This window comes from Butyricicoccus pullicaecorum DSM 23266 (assembly GCF_900167005.1).
Classification (GTDB): domain Bacteria; phylum Bacillota; class Clostridia; order Oscillospirales; family Butyricicoccaceae; genus Butyricicoccus; species Butyricicoccus pullicaecorum.
On the sequence record NZ_FUXW01000002.1, the window covers coordinates 481,876 to 503,138 of the forward strand.

The following is a 21,263-nucleotide window of genomic DNA, read 5'->3' on the forward strand; positions in this document are numbered from 1 at the left end:
GCTGCTCCGCAGTTCTGGCGCTATCGATATGCAATTATACGCTTTGGCCTCACCTTCTTTCCTGATATTAAAAATGATAAATTCCGCCGCATGGCACATACGCGGCCACACGGCGGGACATTCATCCATACTTAGCCAACAACCGACCGAATCACATCAGCCACTTGTTCTGCAACCGACTGTACCTTGTCGGCATCTACGCCTTCAACCATAACGCGTACCAATGCTTCTGTGCCCGAAGCACGTACCAGAATGCGGCCCTCACCGAGTGCTGCATTGCCCTCTTCGATCGACTTTGCAACCTCAGGACGCTCTGCAATGGTGTGCTTGTCGCTGTTCGGCACCTTGACGTTGATCTGCACCTGCGGCCACGGTACAACTTCATCGGCAATCTGAGAGCACTTCTTTCCGCTCTCCTTGAGAATGTGCATAAACTGGATTGCAGTCAGCTGGCCGTCACCCGTCGAGGCATACTCGAGGAAGATAACATGACCGGACTGCTCACCGCCCAGAATGTAGCCGTCACGCAGCATCATCTCCAGCACGTAGCGGTCACCAACATTGGCACACTTAATCTCCATGCCATTTTCCTTTGCATACTTATGCAGGCCCATATTGGACATGATGGTTGCAACAAATGCATTGCCGCGCAGCTTACCCAGCTTCTTCATGTGTGCTGCACAGACTGCCATGATACGGTCACCATCCAGCACCTCGCCGCGCTCGTCAACAACCAGGCAGCGGTCAGCGTCACCGTCAAATGCGATACCAATATCATAGTTGCCCGTACGCATACGCTCCTGCAGGTTTTCCAGATGGGTCGAACCACAGTTTGCGTTGATGTTGATGCCATTCGGCTCGTAGAAGCGCAGATCTGCACGGCATTCCAGCAGACGCATCAGACGAGTCACGGTCGTCGAGGACGCGCCGTTCGCGCAGTCAACCGCAACGCGCAGGCCGCTCAGATCGCCCGGAACGGTCTCTGCCAGATGATCGGTGTACTCTACGACCGGATCGATGGACGAGCGAATCACGCAGCCCAGATGCTCATGGCTTGCCTTGGGTACACTGTCGAAATTGTCGATAAACTCCTCAATACGGTTTTCCAGCTCATCGGACAGCTTATAGCCCGAGCCTGCAAAAATCTTGATACCATTGTACTCAAAGGAGTTGTGACTGGCCGAAATGACAATGCCTGCATCTGCCTTATGCTTGATGGTCAGATAAGCGATTGCCGGAGTCGGAATGACACCCAGAAGCTCGACATCTGCACCAACCGAGCAGATACCGGCAACCAGTGCGCTCTCCAGCATATCCGAAGAAATACGGGTGTCCTTACCAATCAGCAGCTTTGCCTTGCCACCGGCATTTCTCTCCTGCGTCAGTACATGTGCAGCAGATGCACCAATCTTAAACGCAAGCATTGCATCCAGTTCGACATTCGCCACACCGCGAACACCGTCAGTTCCAAAATATTTACCCAATGTTATGACACATCCTTCCATTTTTATGAAGGGTAATTTACAGCATTTGCTGGCCGTTCGGCAGTTCTACCCCTAAATGCTCATACGCTCGAAGTGTAACACACCGTCCGCGCGGTGTACGGTTCAAGAATCCGATCTGCATGAGGTACGGCTCATAGACATCTTCCAGCGTAACTGCTTCCTCTCCGATTGTCGCCGCAAGGGTATCCAATCCCACAGGGCCGCCGTTATAGTTGACAATAATGCTGGTCAGCATTCTGCGGTCAATATTATCCAGCCCCAGTGCATCAATATCCAATGCCTTGAGGGCCATATCAGCGGTCTCTTTGGTGATGATACCGTCGCCTTTCACCTGCGCGAAATCGCGCACACGGCGCAGCAGACGATTTGCAATACGCGGCGTACCACGCGAGCGGCGGGCAATTTCGTAAGCGCCGTCATACCGGCTATGTACGCCGAGAATACCGGCCGAGCGGGTTACGATCTTTTCCAGATCCTCTGCGCTGTACAACTCCAGACGCAGCATGACACCGAATCGGTCTCGAAGCGGAGACGTCATCTGACCGGCACGCGTTGTCGCACCGATCAGCGTGAATTTCGGCAAATCCAAACGGATAGAACGAGCAGACGGTCCCTTGCCGATGATGATATCCAGCGCATAGTCCTCCATTGCAGGGTACAGAATCTCTTCGACGCTGCGGTTGAGACGGTGAATCTCATCAATAAACAGAATATCATTTTCTGCCAGATTGGTCAAGATTGCAGCAAGATCTCCTGCCTTCTCAATGGCAGGACCGGAAGTGATACGAATATTCACTCCCATCTCTGCCGCGATGATATTTGCAAGCGTCGTCTTACCCAGTCCCGGAGGTCCGTAAAGCAGCGTATGGTCGAGCGGTTCGCCGCGCTGTTTGGCTGCTTCAATAAAGACGGAAAGATTTTCCTTGACCTTACTCTGTCCGATGTAGTCTTCCATACATTTGGGACGCAGCGAGTTGTCAGTCTCATCCTCTTTGATCTGGCGGCTGGATACGATGCGTTCATCGTCCATCATACCGCCGGAAAATTCAATACTCAATCCTGTTCACCGCCTTAACCCATCGCCAAGCGCTTGAGGCAAACACGGATAATCGATTCTGCATCCGGGTACTCCGACAAGTCCAGTCCTTCCAGTGCTGCGAGGGCTTCGGACTGTGCATATCCCAGTACCATGAGCGCTGCGATGGCTTCCTGCGTATGATTTACACTTGCACCGCCCTGTGCGGGGAGCTCCAAGGCAGCAGAGCCGCCATTTTTCGCGCCTTCCAACTGCTCTTTGCTCATCTTATCGCGCAGTTCCAGCACGATGCGCTGAGCAATCTTTTTGCCGATGCCCGGTGCCTGGGTGAGCAGCTTTTCCTCTCCGGTAATGATCGAGAGTGCCAACCGGCTGGGCGGCGCGACCGACAAAATGGCCAGTGCCGCTTTGGGACCGACACCGGATACACCGATCAGCATTTTAAAGCAGCTCAGCTCTTCCTGATCGGCAAATCCATACAGGTCAAAAATATCTTCCCGCACATAAAGATAGGTATACAGGCGTGCAGGCTTTCCTACCTTGACCTGAGAAATCGTATTTTGCGATGTATGACAGGCATAACCTACGCCTGCGCAATCGATCACGCACAGCGACTGTTCGACAAATGCCACTGTGCCTTCCACATAATAAAACATAAGCGATTACTCCGTATTAAAAGCTCACTTTTGCGTATAAAGTGCCGAACGGCTTGCATGGCCATGACAAATTGCCACTGCCAGTGCGTCGGCTGCGTCATCCGGCCGCGGCACTTTGGCAAGACCCAACATGATGCGTGTCATTTCCATCATCTGATGCTTATCCGCCTTGCCGTATCCAACCACCGACTGTTTGACCTGAGACGGTGTATAGGATACAGGATGCAGTCCCTTTTGCGCGAGTGCCAGCAAAATGACACCGCGTGCCTGTGCGACCTGAATGCCGGTCGTGATATTCTGATTGAAAAATAATTCTTCCACCGCGGCAGCTTCCGGATGAAAGGTATCGATCAGCGTACACAGATCATCGTACAGTTCACACAAACGCAAGTGCATCGGTGCACCGATCTGTGTTGTGATCGCTCCATACTGAATCGGGGTAAACTTCCTGCCGTCATACCGGACAACACCGTAGCCGATGGTTCCATAACCAGGATCAATCCCGAGAATTACCATATTGTACTTGCTCCTTATTCTTTGGAAAGACCTGAATGCAGCACATTTATGTGTTGCTCTCCGGCTATTATACCACAGCTGTCCTTTTCAGAAAAGAAATTTTTCATATTTCCAGTCACATAAAAGGGACTCTGTTTTATTTGCAAAGACCGCTCTGAATCAATTTTTCAGCAGCAAGCAGAATACCCGCCTTACCCGACGGATAGGTCAAGCCGCCCTGCATATAGCAGACATAGGGCTCACGCATGGGAGCATCTGCACTCAGCTCAATCGACGCACCCTGCACAAAAGCACCGGCAGCCATGATAACCGGATCGTCATATCCGGGCATTGCCCAAGGTTCAGGCGTAACAAAGGAATCGACCGGCGCACCTGCCTGAATGCCCTCGCAGAAACGGCGCAGCGGATCGGGTGCACCGAATGCGATGGTCTGGATGATGTCGTAACGCGGTGCTTCGGGTGCCGGATCGACGGTAAAGCCCAGCAGCTGCATGACCTTTGCACAGAATACAGCGGTCTTGATGGCCTGTGCCGTCACATGCGGTGCAAGGAACAGTCCCTGATAGAGCAGACGATTCTGTCCCATCGTACAGCCGCATTCTCCACCGATACCCGGTGCAGTCAGGCGGTAAGCCGCACGCTCAACCAGATCCTTTCGTCCCACGATATAGCCGCCAGTGGGTGCCAAGCCGCCGCCCGGGTTCTTAATCAGCGAGCCTGCGCACATGTCTGCGCCTACCTGGGTCGGCTCCAGCTCTTCGGTGAATTCGCCGTAGCAGTTATCGACCATGATGACTGCATTGGGATTGACACGGCGTACCACTGCACATGCCTCGCCAATCTCAGCGCAGGACAGCGTCTGACGTACCGCATAGCCGCGCGAACGCTGTAAAAAGACCATCTTGACATCATCTGCCGCAGCTGCCTTTTCGATCGCCTCCAAGTCCAGACGGCCATCCTTCAAATCTATCTGTCGATAGCCAATGCCGTAACGCTTCATGCTGCCCGGGCAGTCTCCCGTGACCGTGTTGAGCAGCGTATCATACGGTGCGCTGGTGACAGACAGCATAACGTCTCCCGGCTCCAATGCGCCAAACAGTGCGCACGACAGTGCATGGGTGCCATTGACAAAGCCCAAGCGCACCAAACCAGCCTCGGTACCGAACAGATCTGCATAGATCTCTTCCAGCGTGTCACGGCCATGATCGTCATAGCCATAGCCAGTCGTTCCGGCAAACATGGTATCCGATACGCGATGTGCACGGAATGCTGCAAGCACCTTCTGCGTATTATAGTCTGCGATCTCATCAATGCGGGAGAAATACGGGGTGAGATACTGCTCTGCCTGCTTGCCCAGCTCTACGACCCGCTCCGACAGACCTAAAAAGTTTTCCTTCTTCAATTTACTGATCTCCTCTATTCAAAATACTGTATGCGCACGCGGCGCAAAATAATGAACTCTCTTTTTATGATACAAATACAAATCTATGGCCGGCACAACTCGGTGCCGGCCATAAGACATTAAGCGTCAACAAAAATTGTGTGATTTTGCCCGGGCAGCGTGAACAGATTATCCGCCGGACGCTCCAGACTCAAAACCGAAGTCTGGATAAACTGCGTTCGCGTTCCCTCCTGTGAAAAGCTTGCGCTGTACAGCAAGCCGGTCACTGTGGATACAATATACTCTGCCGTGCGGCCATCCTGAACCGCTGTCACACGAATCATCGGCTGACCGGAAAGTTCGGTCAACTCAGCTTCCTGAATCTGGTCTGCCGGAAGCTCGCACACCGTTTCGTAGGTCGGCAGCATAGCTGCCTCTCCGGGAGAAAAGCTGCCAGCCTGACCGCTGTAATACGTGCTGCTGCCCGCATCCCATGCGTAGATCTTTCCATCGTACTGGAGCTGCACTTGCGTAATCACGCCATCCCCATTCAGCGTCTCGACGCGGTATGCACCATCACGCGCATACTGCCTGCACTGTAAGGTTCCAGCACCGCCATCCCAATACAGGGTGTTGGTGACCGAGCAGCTATACGAACTCGGTCTGCTCAGCGAAGCAATGACCGCTTGTACATTGCTGGGATCGACAGTGATCTGCGCAATCTTGCTCTCGTTCTGCTGGGCAAAATCTTCGGTTTGCTCGTCGATCATGCCCTGCTGCTCGGTATCACTCGGAAGTACCAAGGTGGATTTACCATCCTGAAACAAGTTGGACGATAAAATGAAGCTCAGTCCCAAAGTGACAATCATGGCAAACGCACACAGTGCGCCGATCAAAGCCGACTTTTGTTTATTCGGCATACTGTCCTCTCCTGCTCAGTCTTACGGACAAAAAGACTCGGGTGCATCCGCACGCAAACCAAAGTGATGCTCAATCGCCTGTACAATTCTTGCGCAGGTATGGCCATCGCCATACGGATTGACCGCGTGCGCCATCTTTTCATACGCCTGTGCATCGTCAAACAGCTCGCAGGCCATCTGGAAGATCTGGTCTTCTACGATGCCAGCCAGCTTGACCGTTCCGGCCTCGATTGCCTCGGGACGTTCGGTTTCGTGACGCAGCACCAGAACCGGCTTGCCCAGCGACGGAGCCTCTTCCTGAAGTCCGCCCGAGTCGGTCATAATCAGATAGCAGCGTGCCATCAGATTGTGCATCTCATCTACTGCAAGCGGAGCAATCAGATGAACGCGGTCGCGTCCGCCCAGGAATTTCTCCGCAGTCTCGCGAACGTACGGGCTCAGATGTACAGGATAGACAAAGTGTACATCCGGATAGCGGTCGGACAGACGAGCGATTGCACGGCAGATGTTTTCCATCGGCTCGCCGTAATTTTCACGGCGATGTGCGGTCACGAGAACGACGCGGTCGTTCTTGAAATCCAGAGCCTGCAATGCAGGATCACGGAATGCAAAGTCATCACGCACGGTCATGTGAATCGCATCTACTACCGTATTGCCGCAGACCAGAACACCATCGGTGATCTGCTCACGTGCCAGATTGTCGCGATTGCGTGCGGTCGGTGCAAAATGCAGATCGGCAATCTGGCCGACCAGCTTGCGGTTCATCTCTTCCGGGAACGGAGAGTATTTATCGTAGGTACGCAGACCAGCTTCCACATGTCCGACCGGAATCTTGTGATAAAATGCTGCAAGTGCACCGGCAAACGTGGTCGAAGTGTCACCGTGTACCAGAACGATATCCGGTTTGGCCTCTTCCAGCACGGCATCCAGACCATGCAGCGACTTTTCGGTAATGGTTGCAAGCGTCTGACGCTGCTCCATGATATCCAGATCATAGTCGGGCTTGATATTGAAAATATCCAGCACCTGATCGAGCATCTGACGATGCTGTGCCGTTACACAGACAATGCTTTCTGTATGCTCATTCTGCTCCAGTGCGTGAACCAGAGGAGCCATCTTAATCGCTTCCGGACGGGTACCGAAAACGGTCATGACTTTAATGTTTTTCATGGTCTTCCTGTTCCTTTCTTCCATGCGCGGATTTTTGCAGGCTCCACAGGATACGCCCGCCGACTGCCATCACCAGAATCACGGCCAGAATCAAGATCATTGCCTTGGCCTCGCCGCTGGTCGTCAGGATTACCGCCGTCAGTCCCAGCGTACCCGAAATGGCATACAAAATTGCAACCGCCTGCTTGACATTGAATCCCATGTCAACCAGCTTGTGATGTACGTGACCGCGGTCAGGGCTCATCGGGCTGCGGCCTTCCATCAAGCGGCGCGTAATCGCCGAAGCGGTATCAAAGATCGGCAGTCCCAGAATCAGGAACGGTACTGCAAACGAAATGACCGCATAGAACTTGAAGAAACCTTCAATCGACATCGTTGCCAGCATAAATCCCAAGAACGTCGATCCGGTATCACCCATAAAGATTTTAGCCGGATTGAAGTTATACGGCAGGAAACCAATGCACGAGCCAGCCAGCGCTGCCATTGTGATTGCAACCATCACTTCATTGGTCAGCAGACCGACCGCAAGCATGGTCATTGCTGCAATCGAGGATACACCAGCTGCCAGACCATCCAGACCGTCAATCAGATTGACCGCATTGGTAATACCGACAATCCAAATGATGGTAACCGGAATGGATAAAACACCCAGAGAGAAATACGGGTCACTGGAAAACGGATTGAAACTGGTAAAAAATTCAATCTTCAGTCCACCGATACAAACCGGAATGGCTGCTGCAATGATTTGAATACAGAATTTAAACTTCGCACCCAGTGCGACGATATCGTCGAAGATACCCAGCACAACGATGATCATTGCACCAAGCAGAATGCTCAGCATCTGCGCATCCAGTCTTCCGAAGATCATCAGGGCCGCCATAAAGCCCATAAAAATTGCTAGACCACCCATGCGAGGGATTGGCTTTTTATGCATACGTCTGCTGTCGCGCGGCACATCCATTGCACCGACTTTATGCGCGAACTCACTGACATGCGGTGTCAGCCAGAAGGATAACACACCGGCAAGAATAAATGCGCCCAACACCAGCAGAACTACGATATATTCCTGTGCCATCGCAACCTCGCTTATCGCTTGATGAAACCGACCTTGCGGTATACCTTATCGAGCGTCTTTCTTGCCATATAGGATGCGCGCTGTGCGCCTTCGGTGTAGACCTGCTCCAGATAATCCTTGTTCTTGAGCAGATCCTCGGTCTTTTCACGGATGGGACGGAGCAACTCGACAACCGCTTCACCAACAGCCGGCTTGAATTCTGCATAGCCCTTGCCAGCGAATGCTTCCTGTGCCTGCTCTACGGTCTGACCGGTAGCCAGTGCGTAGATCTGGAGCATGTTGGATACGCCCGGCTTGTTCTCCCAGTCCATGCGGATGCTGGCATCGGAATCGGTTACCGCACGCTTGAACTTACGCATGATATCTTCCGGCTTATCCATCAGCAAGATGAAACCATTCGCATTCTCGTCCGACTTGCTCATCTTGCGCGTCGGGTCCTGAAGCGACATGATCTTTGCGCCAGTCTTGGGGATATACGGCTCAGGCATAACGAAGGTATCCGAGTAGATACCATTAAAACGCTGCGCAATGTTTCGGGTCAGTTCGATGTGCTGAAGCTGGTCAACACCGACCGGCACCATATCGGTCTGATACAGCAGAATATCCGCAGCCATCAGCACCGGGTAATCAAACAGACCTGCGTTAACGTTATCTGCATGCTTTGCCGACTTGTCCTTAAACTGGGTCATGCGCGACAGCTCACCGAACATCGAGTAGCAGTTGAGCACCCAAGCAAGCTCCGCGTGTGCCGGTACATGGCTCTGGATAAACAGCGTGCTCTTCTGCGGGTCCAGTCCGCAAGCGAGGTACTGTGCCAGAACTTCCAGCGTCTGACGGCGCAGATCTGCCGGATTCTGACGCACGGTGATTGCGTGCAGGTCAACCACGCAGTACAGGCACTCGTATTCGTCCTGCAGCATGCCGAAGTTTCGGATTGCACCCAGATAATTACCCAGCGTCAGCTTACCAGACGGCTGTACGCCGGAAAAAATTCTCTTTTTCTTTTCGGTCGTTTCACTCATAAAAACTAACTTCCCTTTGAATTCAATTTTAGCGGTTGCAGAACCCGTCCGCAACCGTATATCTAAATGACATGATAGCACATTTTGACCGCGCTTGCAATGAACTTCTCTGCTTTTATCCCTGAATATACCGGATTACACAGAATTGCGCCTTGGAGTCATTGACATTTTTTTCATTTCTTCGTATCATGAAAGAAAAGCGAGGCTATGTATAGCCACGGGAAATGAGGCGGAAGATGAAAAAATATCTGTTGGCGCTCGACCAGGGAACCACCTCATCGCGCGCGATCTTATTTGATCGAGATCAAAATATTTTAGCCATCTCACAGCGGGAATTGACCCAGATTTACCCGCATGAAGGATGGGTAGAGCAAAATCCTATGGAGATTTACTCCTCCCAGTATGCAGTCATGGTAGAGGTTCTGGCCTCCTCGGGTATCGACCCCAACGAGGTTGCCGCAATCGGCATTACAAACCAGCGCGAAACCACAATCTTATGGGATAAAGAAACCGGTCGGCCGATTTATAACGCCATCGTCTGGCAGTGCCGCCGCACCGCTCCGCTGGTACAGGAACTGCTTGACCAAGGACTTGGCGACCACATCCGTAAGACAACCGGTCTTGTACCCGATGCATATTTTTCCGCGACGAAAATTAAATGGATTCTTGACCATGTAGATGGCGCACGCGAGCGGGCTGCCAAAGGTGAAATTCTATTCGGTACGGTAGATTGCTGGCTGACATGGAAGCTCACCGGCGGCAAGGTGCATATCACCGACGCGACCAATGCCTCTCGTACCATGCTTTACGATATTCACAAACTCGATTGGGATGATACCCTGCTCAAAGCACTGGATATTCCCCGGGCAATGCTGCCCGAAGTCCGCTCTTCCAGCGAGGTTTACGGCTATGCTGCGCTGCCTGATGCACACATTCCCATTGCCGGTATTGCTGGCGATCAGCAGGCTGCTCTGTTCGGTCAGACCTGTTTCGCACCAGGTGATGCAAAGAATACGTACGGCACCGGCTGCTTCCTGCTGATGAACACTGGCACCCGTGCCATCGAAAGCAAAAATGGACTGCTTACAACGATTGCTGTAAAGCTTGGTGACACCGTCCAGTATGCTCTGGAAGGTTCGGTTTTTGTCGGCGGTGCTGTCATTCAATGGTTGCGCGACGAGATGCGCTTCTTTGGAGAAGCGCGGGATGCCGAATACTACGCACAAAAAGTCAAGGACACCGGCGGTGTTTATCTTGTTCCGGCATTTACTGGTTTGGGTGCACCACACTGGGATATGTATGCGCGCGGCTGTCTTGTAGGCATTACCCGCGGCACAAAACGTGAACACATCATCCGCGCAGCGCAGGAGTCCATCGCCTACCAATCGAACGACCTGCTGCTGGCCATGCAGCGAGACTGCAACACGCAGCTTGCCGAGCTCAATGTAGACGGCGGCGCCAGCCGTGACGCGTTCCTGATGCAGTTCCAAGCGGACATTTCAGGCTGTCCGATTCGTCGTCCAGTCATTCGTGAAACCACGGCACTGGGCGCTGCCTATCTGGCAGGTCTTGCCGTTGGCGTATGGCAGGATCAGGACGAACTCAAGCAGCTCTGGCGCTGTGATACCGTTTTCCAGCCGGAAATGGACGATGCAACCAGAAAAATCAAACTGCACGGTTGGGATAAGGCTGTCGGCCGCAGCCTGCACTGGATGGAACCGGAAAAGGAGTCCTAAATGCCCTGGTGTCCACACTGCAAAACAGAATATCAACCGGGCATCACAAAGTGCGCTGACTGCGGTGCTGATTTGGTAGATCATCTGCCGCAGGAGCAGCTGATTTTTGATGGTCAGCCGGTCTTTCTCACCGAAGTTCATCATGATGCCGAGGCAGTTTTGCTCGTACAGTTGCTGCAAGACAATGGCATTCCTGTTTTACAGCATGGATGTAACGAAGCCGACCATCTGTCCATGCTCTATACCGGTGCGACACTGTGTGGACAGAAATTATATGTAAGTTCTCATCAGTTAACACAGGCCCAAGAGATCGTACAGGCTTATCAGAGCAAAAAAGGTGACTTTCTCTATGAACCCGACGCATTCACGCAACCTGACGAAAGTGAATTTGCAGATATTGATGACAAGAGCGAACCTGTACGCCCACGCAGGTTGATTCGCCTCGCCATCATCTGCGCCATTAGCTTGCTGATAGGTTTTCAATCTCCTGTACTTGGTATTCTGGTTTTTCTTATTTTGAGCTGCGCGGCATTTCTCTTGTCCTAAACGGTACAATCGAAAACTAAAACAGAAGGCAGACATTGAAATGTCTGCCTTCTTCTGTTTGTGGATATAAAAAGGCATCCCGCAAGATACGGGATGCCTTCAATATTAGGCTTTTCTTAGCCCTTGATTACCTTATGGAAGGTCTTCTTGCCCTTCTTGATGATGCGCTCTTCTGCAAAATCTGCCACAGACAGCGTCATCTTAAAGTCTGCAACCTTTTCACCGTCGATCGACACGCCGCCGCCCTGAACGAGCTTGCGTGCCTCGCCGTTGGAAGCTGCCAGACCGCACTTGACAAGCAGAGTCAGCACGCCGATGGTGCCATCCTGGAAATCGTCGTCGGTCAGTGCCGTGGTGGGCATATTTTCGCTCGACTGGCCGCCGCCGAAAATGCTCTTTGCAGCATCCTGTGCCTTGTCAGCCTCTTCCTTGCCATGAACCAGAGCAGTCAGCTCATACGCCAGAATCTCCTTCGCACGATTGAGCTGTGCGCCTTCCCAAGCGTCCATCTCCTCGATCTGCTCGAGCGGCAGGAAGGTCAGCATACGGATGCACTTGAGGACATCTGCGTCATCGACGTTTCTCCAGTACTGGTAGAAATCGTAGGGGCTGGTCTTGTTCGGATCAAGCCATACTGCACCGGATGCAGTCTTGCCCATCTTCTTGCCCTCGGAGTTGAGCAGCAGCGTGATGGTCATTGCATGCGCATCCTTGCCCAGCTTACGGCGAATCAACTCGGTGCCGCCCAGCATGTTCGACCACTGATCGTTGCCGCCGAACTGCATGTTGCAGCCGTAGTGCTGGAACAGGTAGTAGAAGTCGTAGGACTGCATGATCATGTAGTTGAACTCAAGGAAGGACAGGCCCTTTTCCATACGCTGCTTGTAGCACTCTGCGCGCAGCATATTGTTAACCGAGAAGCATGCACCAACTTCGCGCAGCAGGTCAACATAGTTGAGGTCCAGCAGCCAATCCGCATTGTTGACCATCTGTGCCTTGCCTTCACCGAACTCAATGAAACGCTCCATCTGCTTCTTGAAGCAGTCACAGTTATGCTGAATGGTCTCCGGGGTCATCATCGAGCGCATATCGGTACGGCCAGAGGGATCTCCGATGTAGCCGGTACCGCCGCCAACCAGCGCGATCGGCTTGTTGCCTGCCATCTGCAAACGCTTCATCAGGCAGAGCGCCATGAAGTGACCAACATGCAGGCTGTCTGCGGTGGGGTCAAAGCCGATATAGAAGGTGGCCTTGCCGTTGTTGATCATTTCACTGATTTCCTGCTCGTTGGTAACCTGTGCGATCAGGCCACGCGCTTTGAGCTCATCATATAATTTCATTGGTTTCAAACCCTTTCTATGTTCAAATTGCAGTATATCAGAGAGATATCCTGCATTCAGGGAGCGCGCTCCTTGAAATTTTCATGAAAAATTCTCATGCCGTCCCCTTTTTCAGTGCTTCCGCATGTGCAAGCAGCTCTTGCGCATTGGTTCGTGTATTCTCCGTGATCTCTTCACCGGCAAGCATGCGCGCAATCTCATCTACGCGCTGGCCGTCAGCAATCGGAACCACCGAAGTATAGGTGCGTTCCCCTTCCACCGATTTGGAAATCAGCAGATGATGGTCGCCCATCGCGGCGATCTGCGGCAGATGAGTAACACACAGTGTTTGCTTTTGTGCACCGATCTGCTTGAGCTTTTTGGCAATCTTCTGTGCTGCTCGTCCGCTTACACCGGTATCAATCTCATCAAAGATGAGTGTACCAACCGGTTCGCGTGCCGTCAAGACATTTTTCATGGCCAGCATAACGCGAGAAAGCTCACCGCCCGAGGCGACCTTGGACAAAGGCTTGAGATCTTCGCCCGGATTGACCGAAATTAGGAAGGATACGGTATCCAGTCCGCGAATGGTAAGCTTGGTGCCGGTCTCCACTTGAACGGCAAGCCGAACCTTGGCCATGTCCAGTTCAGACAGCTCAGCAACAATTCGCTCTTCCAAGCGTGCTGCCGCGTCCTTTCTACATCTGGAAAGTTCCTGTGCCAATTCCTTGGCCTGAGACAGCAGCTGACGATACTCAACACGCAGCGCGTCTCTGCGTTCATCCGCAGATTGCAGGGTTTCCAGTTCGGTTCGGCACGACGCTGCATAGGCCAAAACCTCTCCGATCGTCGCACCATATTTCTGCTCCAGACGATAGATTTCATCCAGTCGGCTTTCTACCAATTCCTGCTCGCTGGGCGAAAATTCAATGCGTCCCTGCTCTTCTGCAATCGCATCACGCAGGTCGCAGACCAAATACTTGAGTTCTTCGGCCTTGTCTGCAATATTCTTTAGTCCATCGGACACATCGCCAACATCCAGCAGCGTATTGGAAGCCTGCTCCATGAGCGTACACACGCCGCTGTCTTCATCATCCAGCGCATCCCGTGCTTCGGCCAACGCACGCGCCAATCGACCCGCATTGTCAAAGAAGTGTTTACGTTCGGTCAGCGTCTCCTCTTCCCCATCGGTCAGATCGGCTTCTTCAATTTCTTCCAAGTGGAAGGATAACAGATCGATCCGTTCCAGACGATCATGCTCACTGCGCTCGAGTTCGTTAATCTGCCGTTTCATTGCAAGCAGCTTGTGATAGAGCGGCTGATACTCCGCCAAAATGCTCCCGACCTCGGCAAAGCTGTCCAAAAATTCAATGTGATAATCGTCATCCATGAGCTTTTGACCATCGTGCTGACCGTGAATGTTGATGAGATAGGGTGATAACTCTCGCAAAACCGAAACCGATACTGGCTTCATATTGACACGACATACGGTCTTTCCGTCGGCTGACAGCTGACGCTGAATGTGTACGCTGTCTGGCTCTTCTCCGTCCAGTCCATACTCTTGCAATTTTTCGGTCAGCTCTTGAGGCAGATCGTTGAAAATTGCACTGACAAAGCCCTTGGATGCTCCGGCACGCACCAGATCGCGACTGGTTCTGCGTCCCAGAATTGCACCCATTGAGTCAATAATAATAGACTTACCGGCACCGGTTTCACCGGACAGCACGGTTAAGCCATCCGAAAACTCGATATCCGCCTGCTCAATGACTGCAATGTTTTCGATGTGTAATAAACTTAGCACCTTCGCCTGTCTCCCCTCAGGACAACATCAAATGTGCTTCCGCACAGAAGCTCTCTGCCGCTTCGTTATCCTTCATTACGATAAATACCGTATCATCGCCGCCCAGCGAACCGACAACCGCCTTATTGCGCATTGCGTCGATTGCCATTGCAGCCGCCTGACCCAAGCCCGGCAGCGTTTTGATGACCACGATGTTCTGTGCCGTATTGATATCGGTTACGCACTCTTTGAAGATATTGCGCAGACGAGTCGTGAAGCTGCTCTCTACTTCAGAGGATGCAACCGCATACTTGTATTTACCGGTCTCAGCCGAAAGGATTTTGATTAAGCGAAGCTCCTTAATATCACGGGATACCGTCGCCTGGGTGGTGTTGTACCCCATGTTTCGCAGCTGCTCGGACAATTCCTCCTGGGTTTCTATCTCATGTTTATCAATCAGATCCAAAATCTTGGCCTGTCGCTGAAATTTCATTGTTTTTCGCCTCCATCGGAAAGTTTGTGCCGGAGTATCTGATAGAAGTTCCGATTCTTCACCCGAATCAGCCGTGCCGGGTGTTCTGCCCGAACCACAGCAATGATATCTCCCGGGTGCATTTCAAATCCAGGCCTGCCATCGGCAGAAACACAGGACATGCCGCCGTCGACGCCGTATGCCTGCACGGTCAGACGACGTTGCGGAGAAAAGACCAACGGCTTCGCCCCAATCGTAAACGGACAAATCGGGGTAACCGCGATATTTTCAGCAGTTGGTTCAATAATCGGGCCACCTGCCGAATGTGAATAAGCCGTCGTACCAGTTGGTGTGGCTAAAATCAGGCCATCGCCCTTGAAATCGGTCACGATCTCACCGTCCGACCGCAAAACCATTCGGATGATATGGAATGGATGATTTTTAGACACCATCACTTCGTTGAGTGCAGTGCTTTCGTACACGCATTTGCCATCCCGCAAGACCTGTGCAGACAGCATCATGCGGTTGTCGATTTGGTATTCTCCCGTGCACAAACGCGACACGAGAGAAATTTCTCCGGGTTCCAGCTCGGTCATAAAGCCGACATGACCCATATTTACACCCAAGATCGGCGTGCCATACTGCGCAGCGAGTCCAGCGATTCGAAGAATCGTGCCGTCACCGCCAAGTACGACCATGGCATCGGCTTCGTCCACGCCGTGCCCCAAGTCCAGATAGCGGATGGGCAGCGCTTCCTCACCGAGCATTGCAGCTTCTCGCGGCATCAAAACTTCTGCACCATGGGAAGTCAGAATTTCACAGGTCTGCCGCACGGCATCCCCAATTCCTCTTTTTCGCAAATTCGGACTGATCAGAATTTTTGTCATACAACCTCCCGGTTATGCGTCCAACTCCGCATGTGCTTGCCGCACGATGTCATCGATGTCGATTTCGTTCTCTTCCAGCGTCTTGCTCAGATAGCCCAAAAACTCAATGTTGCCTTCCGGCCCCTTGATGGGAGAGAACGTCATGTCATGTACATGCATGCCTGCTGCATGGGCATTTTCAATGAAAGCAGCCAATACCTCGCGATGGATCTCCGGGTCACGGACAACACCCTTCTTTCCAACCTTTCCCTTACCCGCTTCGAACTGCGGCTTGATCAGGCAGGCGATACGTCCGGTATCGTCAAGCAGACCGGCGACGACCGGCAGCACCAGCTTGAGCGAGATAAAAGATACGTCAATGACCGCGAGAGAAGGCGTCTCTTCCAGCATATCCGGTGTCACATAGCGAATGTTGGTGCGCTCCATGCACTTGACACGCGGATCAATGCGCAGCTGGTATGCCAACTGGCCGTATCCGACATCAATCGAATATACCTTTACCGCGCCGCGCTGAAGCAGACAGTCGGTAAATCCACCGGTCGATGCGCCGACATCCATGACAACCAGGCCAGCCGGGTCGATCTCAAAATGACCGAGTGCCTTCTCGATTTTCTTGCCGCCGCGCGATACAAACTGCTTGGCATTGGAACGTACTTCGATTGCAGCGTCCTCGGCAACCATTGTGCCTGCTTTATCGGCCTTCTGTCCGTTGACATACACCAGACCTTCCATAATGGTAGTCTTGGCACGTTCCCGGGACGGAACCAAGCCCTGTTCAAAAATCAAAACATCCAATCTTTTTTTAGCCAATGGATTCGTCCTTTCCGCATTTCATAATATCTGCAAGCGCCTGTGCGACGCTTGCACCATCAATTCCGCATAACTGATAAATCTCGCGCACCGAACCGTGCGGCAAGAATTGATTTCCTACGTTATAGCAATGCACCTGGCAGGTATGTCCAATTTGTTCTGCCGCGCGCAGAATGGCTTCGGAAAAAGAGCCGTTTTGCACGACGTCCTCCAACACCGCAACATGCGGTGCGAAGCTGCTGACCAAACCGCTGCATAACTGTTCGGTTTTTGCACTGATTTCGTTAACCTTCCAAAGATCAACCTGATATCCCTGCTGTTTTAAGCTGTCAGCGGCCGTGATCGCTTCGTTAATCAGGATACCATACGTCACGATCGTCACATCCGGCTTGTCCGACTGCCGAATATGGCTCGCCCACTCAGCTGCTGTATTCTCCTGAAACGCACCTTCTCCACCGCGTGGATAGCGAATCGCCATTGCACCGCCGGTTTCATTGTGGTAAATGGCGCGGGTCATCATCGTCCGCAATTCGGCAAAATTCGCCGGACAGAGAATGGTCATGCCCGGGATGGTGCGCAGAAACGGAACGTCAAACGTACCGTTATGGGTCGCACCGTCTGCACCGACAATACCAGCGCGATCGATAGCAAAGACTGCCGGGATGTCGGCTGCAATTGCAACGTCATGGATGAGCTGATCGTATGCACGCTGCAAAAAAGTCGCATACAGTGCACACACCGGTCGCAATCCCTGTTTTGCCATACCAGCGGTCATTGCAACCGCATGCTCTTCCGCGATACCTACATCGAAGAACCGCTCAGGAAATTCTCGGGGAAAGCCAGACAAACCAGTGCCCGATGGCATTGCTGCCGTAATCGCACAGATTCGCGCATCTTTTCGCGCTAATTTCGCAAGTTCTGCACCAAATACCGCGGAGAATCCCGGCGTTGAACCGGGCAGCTGTCCGGATACCGGGTCAAACTTGGATACACCGTGATACTTGTCCGGTGCATGCTCCGCATAGCTGTATCCCTTTCCCTTTTTGGTCATCACATGAATCAGAACCGGACATTTCAGCCGTTTTGCCAGCTGTAAATGGAAAGACAGTGCCTGTAAATCGTGTCCATCTACCGGTCCCATATAAGTAAAGCCCATCTGCTCAAACATGGAGCTGGGCAGCACGACCGACTTGATCGCTTTTTTCAGTTTGGTTCCCTTTGCGATCACCGATTTACCGCCCGGAACATGGGAAAGCGTCTTACGCAAACCATTCTTCGCGCTCAGGTATCTCGGAGACACACGGAGCTTTGCCAAATGGCGTGCCATACCACCGACGTTCTTGTCGATGGACATATTATTGTCATTGAGTACGACGATCAACGGCTCGCCGCTTGCACCGGCATCGTTGAGCGCCTCATACGCCATACCGCCGGTCAGCGCACCGTCACCGATAATGGCAACGACATGATACTTTTCGCCTCGAATGGAGCGCGCATGCGCCATGCCCAGCGCGACCGATACCGAACTGGAGGCATGACCGGTGACACACGGGTCTGCGGGGCTCTCGTCCGGCTTCATAAAGCCGCAAAGTCCTCCGTACATACGCAGTCGATCAAATGCTTCTTTTCGTCCGGTTAAGATTTTATGGACATAGCACTGATGACCAACATCATAAATCAGTCGATCTTTGTTGGAATCAAATTCCCGTTCGAGTGCAACCGCCAATTCCACGATACCAAGATTAGAAGCCAGATGACCGCCAGTCTCCGAAACATGATCGACGATAAATTCCCGTAATGCTTGGCACAGTTCCTCTTGCAAGTCAAATGACATATCTCGCAGGTCTTCTGCACCCGAAATACGATCTAATATACCGTATCGATTTGTAGTATTATTCACTATGAATTCACCGTTTCTTTTCCAGCGGAAGATGCAGAACAGCCAAAATACGGCCCGCTGTATGAATGATTGCGACACTGTTGGAAATACCAAACGCCTTGCCGGTCGCCTTGCCGCCGATGGTCATGGCAGCAATACAGCCGGTGATGGTCAATGAAATCACCGTTGTCGGCAGAGGCGATAACCCCTGGGTGACGTTTGCAATGATGACCGCACCGGTCGCACCGGAAATGATACCCGAAATATCGCCTACAACATCGTTGCAGATGCTGGCTACCTTTTCGGCATTTCGGGACAGCCACACCGCCTGTTTTGCGCCCTTTACCTTCTTTGCTGCCATGGAGTGCAGCTCCTTTTCGGTGACCGAAGTTGCTGCGACACCTACAATATCAAACACGATACCCAGCAGGATGAACAAGAGCAAAATAAAAAATGCGGCGATGTTATTGACCGATGAAAGCGCTTCATTGGATAAGTAGGACATGGAAATCGAGATCAGAAACGATAAAATCGTGATCGTTCCCACCCATTTCCAGTTCACCTTACTCAAAAAACTGGTTTTCTGCTTCTTCCTTTGTTTATCTGTCGCGTCCAATTCTCGTCTCCTCAAAAATCAGGTATGCAAACTGCAAAGAATGCCCGAAACGACAGGTTTCAGGCATTGCATCAAATCGTTAAAAATGTGACAGCGGGGGTGGTAAATCTTGCGGCTTAGGTTCGGTTGGATTTCCCCACAGACTACCGTGCGTCGCCGCCCCGGCGGTTTCCCATTAAAGCCTGTACCGGAGTGTTACCACATCCGGGACCGAATTGCCACTGAGTCCGCACTGCAATCCCACGCCCGCCCTTTTGGGACAGTCTAGGTGATTTCCACGGCAGGTTCGATTCTCTCCTTAGCCTCTTTTGCAGCCATGGTTTCAGAAATCAATGCCCTCGAAGCTATGGCCATAGCCTCTCGGGTGGGTATCTCATCCACCATAACCACGCAAGGCAGGCTACGCTGTACACAGCACGTTGAGGCGCCGCACGGGCCCGACTGGCCGGTCAGTTCCCGTACGTCTTTCGCTGCACCGCATTACAGGTTTCACCCCGGTCCGTAGGACATCCATCAATTCAGAAAGAATGCTATAGGTGTCCCACAGAGTCGGGTCTCCACGGCAATCGGGTCGGTATTTCATGCCATTGAAACGCGCCCGAAAGCCTTAACCTCCAGCACCCACCCCAAACTGGGCGTAAGAAGCAAGCACCAGAGACTTCATCGATGTGCCCTTCGATGGCTTTTTAGGTCCATCCTGGGGAGAGATCGCCTGACTAGAATACTGCGTCACACGGATAAGTTACCACAACCGTCTGCTTTTTTCAAGCGGTTGTATGTAAATTTTATGCGAACGCTACAATTTTATTCATTTTTTCCGGCCTACGAGGCTCTCAGCAAGCTGTACAAGGAAGTCTGACTCGGGTAAAGTTTTTACCGCACAAACAGCCTCGTCGGTCAAATCCTGTACCATTTTGCGACAGGTTTCTACGCCCATCAGGCCAGGAAATGTAGACTTTCCGCTTTTTTCATCCGATCCTATCGGTTTGCCGAAGACAGCCTCGTCGCCCTCGATATCCAAAATATCATCCTGAATCTGGAAGGCAAGTCCCAAACGGTTTGCATAAGTTTTCGCTGCTTCTCGCTGTTCCTCGGTCGCATATCCCAAGACACAACCCATCTCAGCCGCTGCGCGAATCAGTCCGCCGGTCTTTTTGTCCTGTAAGTTGACCAGCTCTTCATACGTCAAGGTCTGATGCTCTGCGGCAAGATCAAGAACCTGACCGCCGATCATTCCATAGTATCCTGCTTCGTGTGCCAGAATTCCAATCGCCTCGACTGCCTGCTGGGCAGTCACGTCAGACTCATTCATACCGCGCGCTGCGGTCTCAAACGCGTACGTCAAAAGCGAGTCACCTGCCAAAACTGCCAGTCCCTCGCCATACACCTTGTGATTGGTCGGCTTGCCGCGGCGCAGATCGTCATTGTCCATACAGGGCAGATCATCGTGAATCAAAGAATACGTGTGAATCATTTCCAGCGCACAGGCAAACGGAAGCGCTGCGTACGGATCTCCGCCCACTGCTCTGCAAAATTCCATTGTAAGCACCGGGCGCAGACGCTTTCCACCGGCCAGCGCCGAGTAGCGCATAGCCTCCACGATTTTTTCCTGTCCGTTGCATCCAAACGTCGTCAAATATTGATCCAACGCCTGTTCAATCTCTTCGACATAGCGATTCAGTCGTTCCTGAAATTCCATTTAGGCATCCTCCTGTACGTCAAAAGGCTGCTCTTCGACCGTTCCATCGGACATCGTCATCATTTGCGTCACCTTCTGCTCGGCCTTATCCAGCTGCGTATGCAGGGACGCCGCGAGCTTTGCGCCCTCTTCAAACAGATGCAAGCTCTCATCCAGCGGTGCATCGCCTTTTTCCAGCAGTCTGACAATCTCTTCCAAGCGCTGCATGGACTGCTCAAATGTCTGTTTTTTTGCCATA

General features: G+C 52.3%; 20 protein-coding genes. 2 read left to right on the forward strand and 18 right to left on the reverse strand.

The window, feature by feature from the left end:
- Positions 1 to 131: 131 nt before the first annotated feature.
- From glmM to trpS, 9 genes are all read right to left on the reverse strand, one after another.
- Positions 132 to 1,484 carry a phosphoglucosamine mutase gene (glmM, locus tag B5D52_RS06525; protein ID WP_016146811.1) on the reverse strand — a complete coding sequence of 451 codons (1,353 nt, stop codon included), beginning with the start codon at positions 1,482 to 1,484 and terminating at the stop codon, positions 132 to 134.
- Positions 1,485 to 1,521: 37 nt separating this feature from the next.
- Entirely contained in the window at positions 1,522 to 2,562 is a 1,041-nt protein-coding gene (ruvB, locus tag B5D52_RS06530) for a Holliday junction branch migration DNA helicase RuvB (RefSeq protein ID WP_016146812.1), read from the reverse strand.
- Between the two features lie 14 nt (positions 2,563 to 2,576).
- On the reverse strand, positions 2,577 to 3,197 hold the full coding sequence (gene ruvA / locus B5D52_RS06535; RefSeq protein ID WP_016146813.1) for a Holliday junction branch migration protein RuvA: 621 nt from the start codon (positions 3,195 to 3,197) through the stop codon (positions 2,577 to 2,579).
- 24 nt (positions 3,198 to 3,221) lie between these two features.
- Entirely contained in the window at positions 3,222 to 3,713 is a 492-nt protein-coding gene (gene ruvC, locus B5D52_RS06540; protein ID WP_016146814.1) for a crossover junction endodeoxyribonuclease RuvC, read from the reverse strand.
- Positions 3,714 to 3,849: 136 nt separating this feature from the next.
- The gene (locus B5D52_RS06545; protein WP_016146815.1) at positions 3,850 to 5,115 is read right to left on the reverse strand and encodes a methionine gamma-lyase family protein; all 1,266 of its coding nucleotides are present in this window, start codon (positions 5,113 to 5,115) and stop codon (positions 3,850 to 3,852) included.
- 119 nt (positions 5,116 to 5,234) lie between these two features.
- A complete protein-coding gene (locus B5D52_RS06550) occupies positions 5,235 to 6,014 on the reverse strand; it encodes a hypothetical protein (RefSeq protein WP_016146816.1) in 780 nt (259 codons plus the stop codon).
- Positions 6,015 to 6,035: 21 nt separating this feature from the next.
- Entirely contained in the window at positions 6,036 to 7,184 is a 1,149-nt protein-coding gene (gene wecB, locus B5D52_RS06555; protein WP_016146817.1) for a non-hydrolyzing UDP-N-acetylglucosamine 2-epimerase, read from the reverse strand.
- Entirely contained in the window at positions 7,171 to 8,259 is a 1,089-nt protein-coding gene (locus B5D52_RS06560; RefSeq protein ID WP_016146818.1) for an MraY family glycosyltransferase, read from the reverse strand. Before B5D52_RS06560 ends, wecB begins: the two co-directional genes overlap by 14 nt.
- Positions 8,260 to 8,270: 11 nt before the next feature.
- Positions 8,271 to 9,281: a tryptophan--tRNA ligase gene (trpS, locus tag B5D52_RS06565; protein WP_016146819.1), complete on the reverse strand. Its 1,011-nt coding sequence runs from the start codon at positions 9,279 to 9,281 to the stop codon at positions 8,271 to 8,273.
- A 236-nt stretch (positions 9,282 to 9,517) separates the two neighbouring features.
- On the opposite strand from trpS, the gene glpK reads away from it, so the two are divergent.
- Positions 9,518 to 11,017, forward strand: a complete 1,500-nt coding sequence (gene glpK / locus B5D52_RS06570) for a glycerol kinase GlpK (RefSeq protein WP_016146820.1) — start codon at positions 9,518 to 9,520, stop codon at positions 11,015 to 11,017.
- Positions 11,018 to 11,563 carry a hypothetical protein gene (locus tag B5D52_RS06575; protein WP_016146821.1) on the forward strand — a complete coding sequence of 182 codons (546 nt, stop codon included), beginning with the start codon at positions 11,018 to 11,020 and terminating at the stop codon, positions 11,561 to 11,563. It abuts the gene before it with no gap.
- 116 nt (positions 11,564 to 11,679) lie between these two features.
- Here the strand turns inward: B5D52_RS06575 and tyrS are convergent, their stop codons facing one another.
- The 9 genes from tyrS to xseB all read right to left on the reverse strand — a co-directional run bounded on the left by tyrS (position 11,680) and on the right by xseB (position 21,262).
- Positions 11,680 to 12,903 (reverse strand): tyrosine--tRNA ligase, encoded by a 1,224-nt coding sequence (tyrS, locus tag B5D52_RS06580; RefSeq protein ID WP_016146822.1) that lies wholly within the window; start codon positions 12,901 to 12,903, stop codon positions 11,680 to 11,682.
- 94 nt (positions 12,904 to 12,997) lie between these two features.
- A complete protein-coding gene (gene recN / locus B5D52_RS06585) occupies positions 12,998 to 14,683 on the reverse strand; it encodes a DNA repair protein RecN (RefSeq protein ID WP_016146823.1) in 1,686 nt (561 codons plus the stop codon).
- 16 nt (positions 14,684 to 14,699) lie between these two features.
- Positions 14,700 to 15,155, reverse strand: a complete 456-nt coding sequence (locus tag B5D52_RS06590; protein ID WP_016146824.1) for an arginine repressor — start codon at positions 15,153 to 15,155, stop codon at positions 14,700 to 14,702.
- Positions 15,152 to 16,021, reverse strand: coding sequence for an NAD(+)/NADH kinase (locus tag B5D52_RS06595; RefSeq protein WP_016146825.1), 870 nt, complete (start codon positions 16,019 to 16,021; stop codon positions 15,152 to 15,154). The genes B5D52_RS06590 and B5D52_RS06595 overlap by 4 nt, the downstream gene beginning before the upstream one ends.
- A 12-nt stretch (positions 16,022 to 16,033) precedes the next feature.
- The gene (locus B5D52_RS06600) at positions 16,034 to 16,831 is read right to left on the reverse strand and encodes a TlyA family RNA methyltransferase (protein WP_016146826.1); all 798 of its coding nucleotides are present in this window, start codon (positions 16,829 to 16,831) and stop codon (positions 16,034 to 16,036) included.
- Positions 16,824 to 18,731: a 1-deoxy-D-xylulose-5-phosphate synthase gene (gene dxs, locus B5D52_RS06605; protein WP_278246315.1), complete on the reverse strand. Its 1,908-nt coding sequence runs from the start codon at positions 18,729 to 18,731 to the stop codon at positions 16,824 to 16,826. The genes B5D52_RS06600 and dxs overlap by 8 nt, the downstream gene beginning before the upstream one ends.
- 7 nt (positions 18,732 to 18,738) lie before the next feature.
- Complete coding sequence (locus B5D52_RS06610) at positions 18,739 to 19,272, reverse strand: hypothetical protein (RefSeq protein WP_242825614.1); 534 nt, start codon at positions 19,270 to 19,272, stop codon at positions 18,739 to 18,741.
- An 862-nt stretch (positions 19,273 to 20,134) separates the two neighbouring features.
- Positions 20,135 to 21,025: a polyprenyl synthetase family protein gene (locus tag B5D52_RS06615; protein WP_016146829.1), complete on the reverse strand. Its 891-nt coding sequence runs from the start codon at positions 21,023 to 21,025 to the stop codon at positions 20,135 to 20,137.
- The gene (gene xseB, locus B5D52_RS06620; RefSeq protein WP_016146830.1) at positions 21,026 to 21,262 is read right to left on the reverse strand and encodes an exodeoxyribonuclease VII small subunit; all 237 of its coding nucleotides are present in this window, start codon (positions 21,260 to 21,262) and stop codon (positions 21,026 to 21,028) included.
- Position 21,263: the final 1 nt, after the last annotated feature.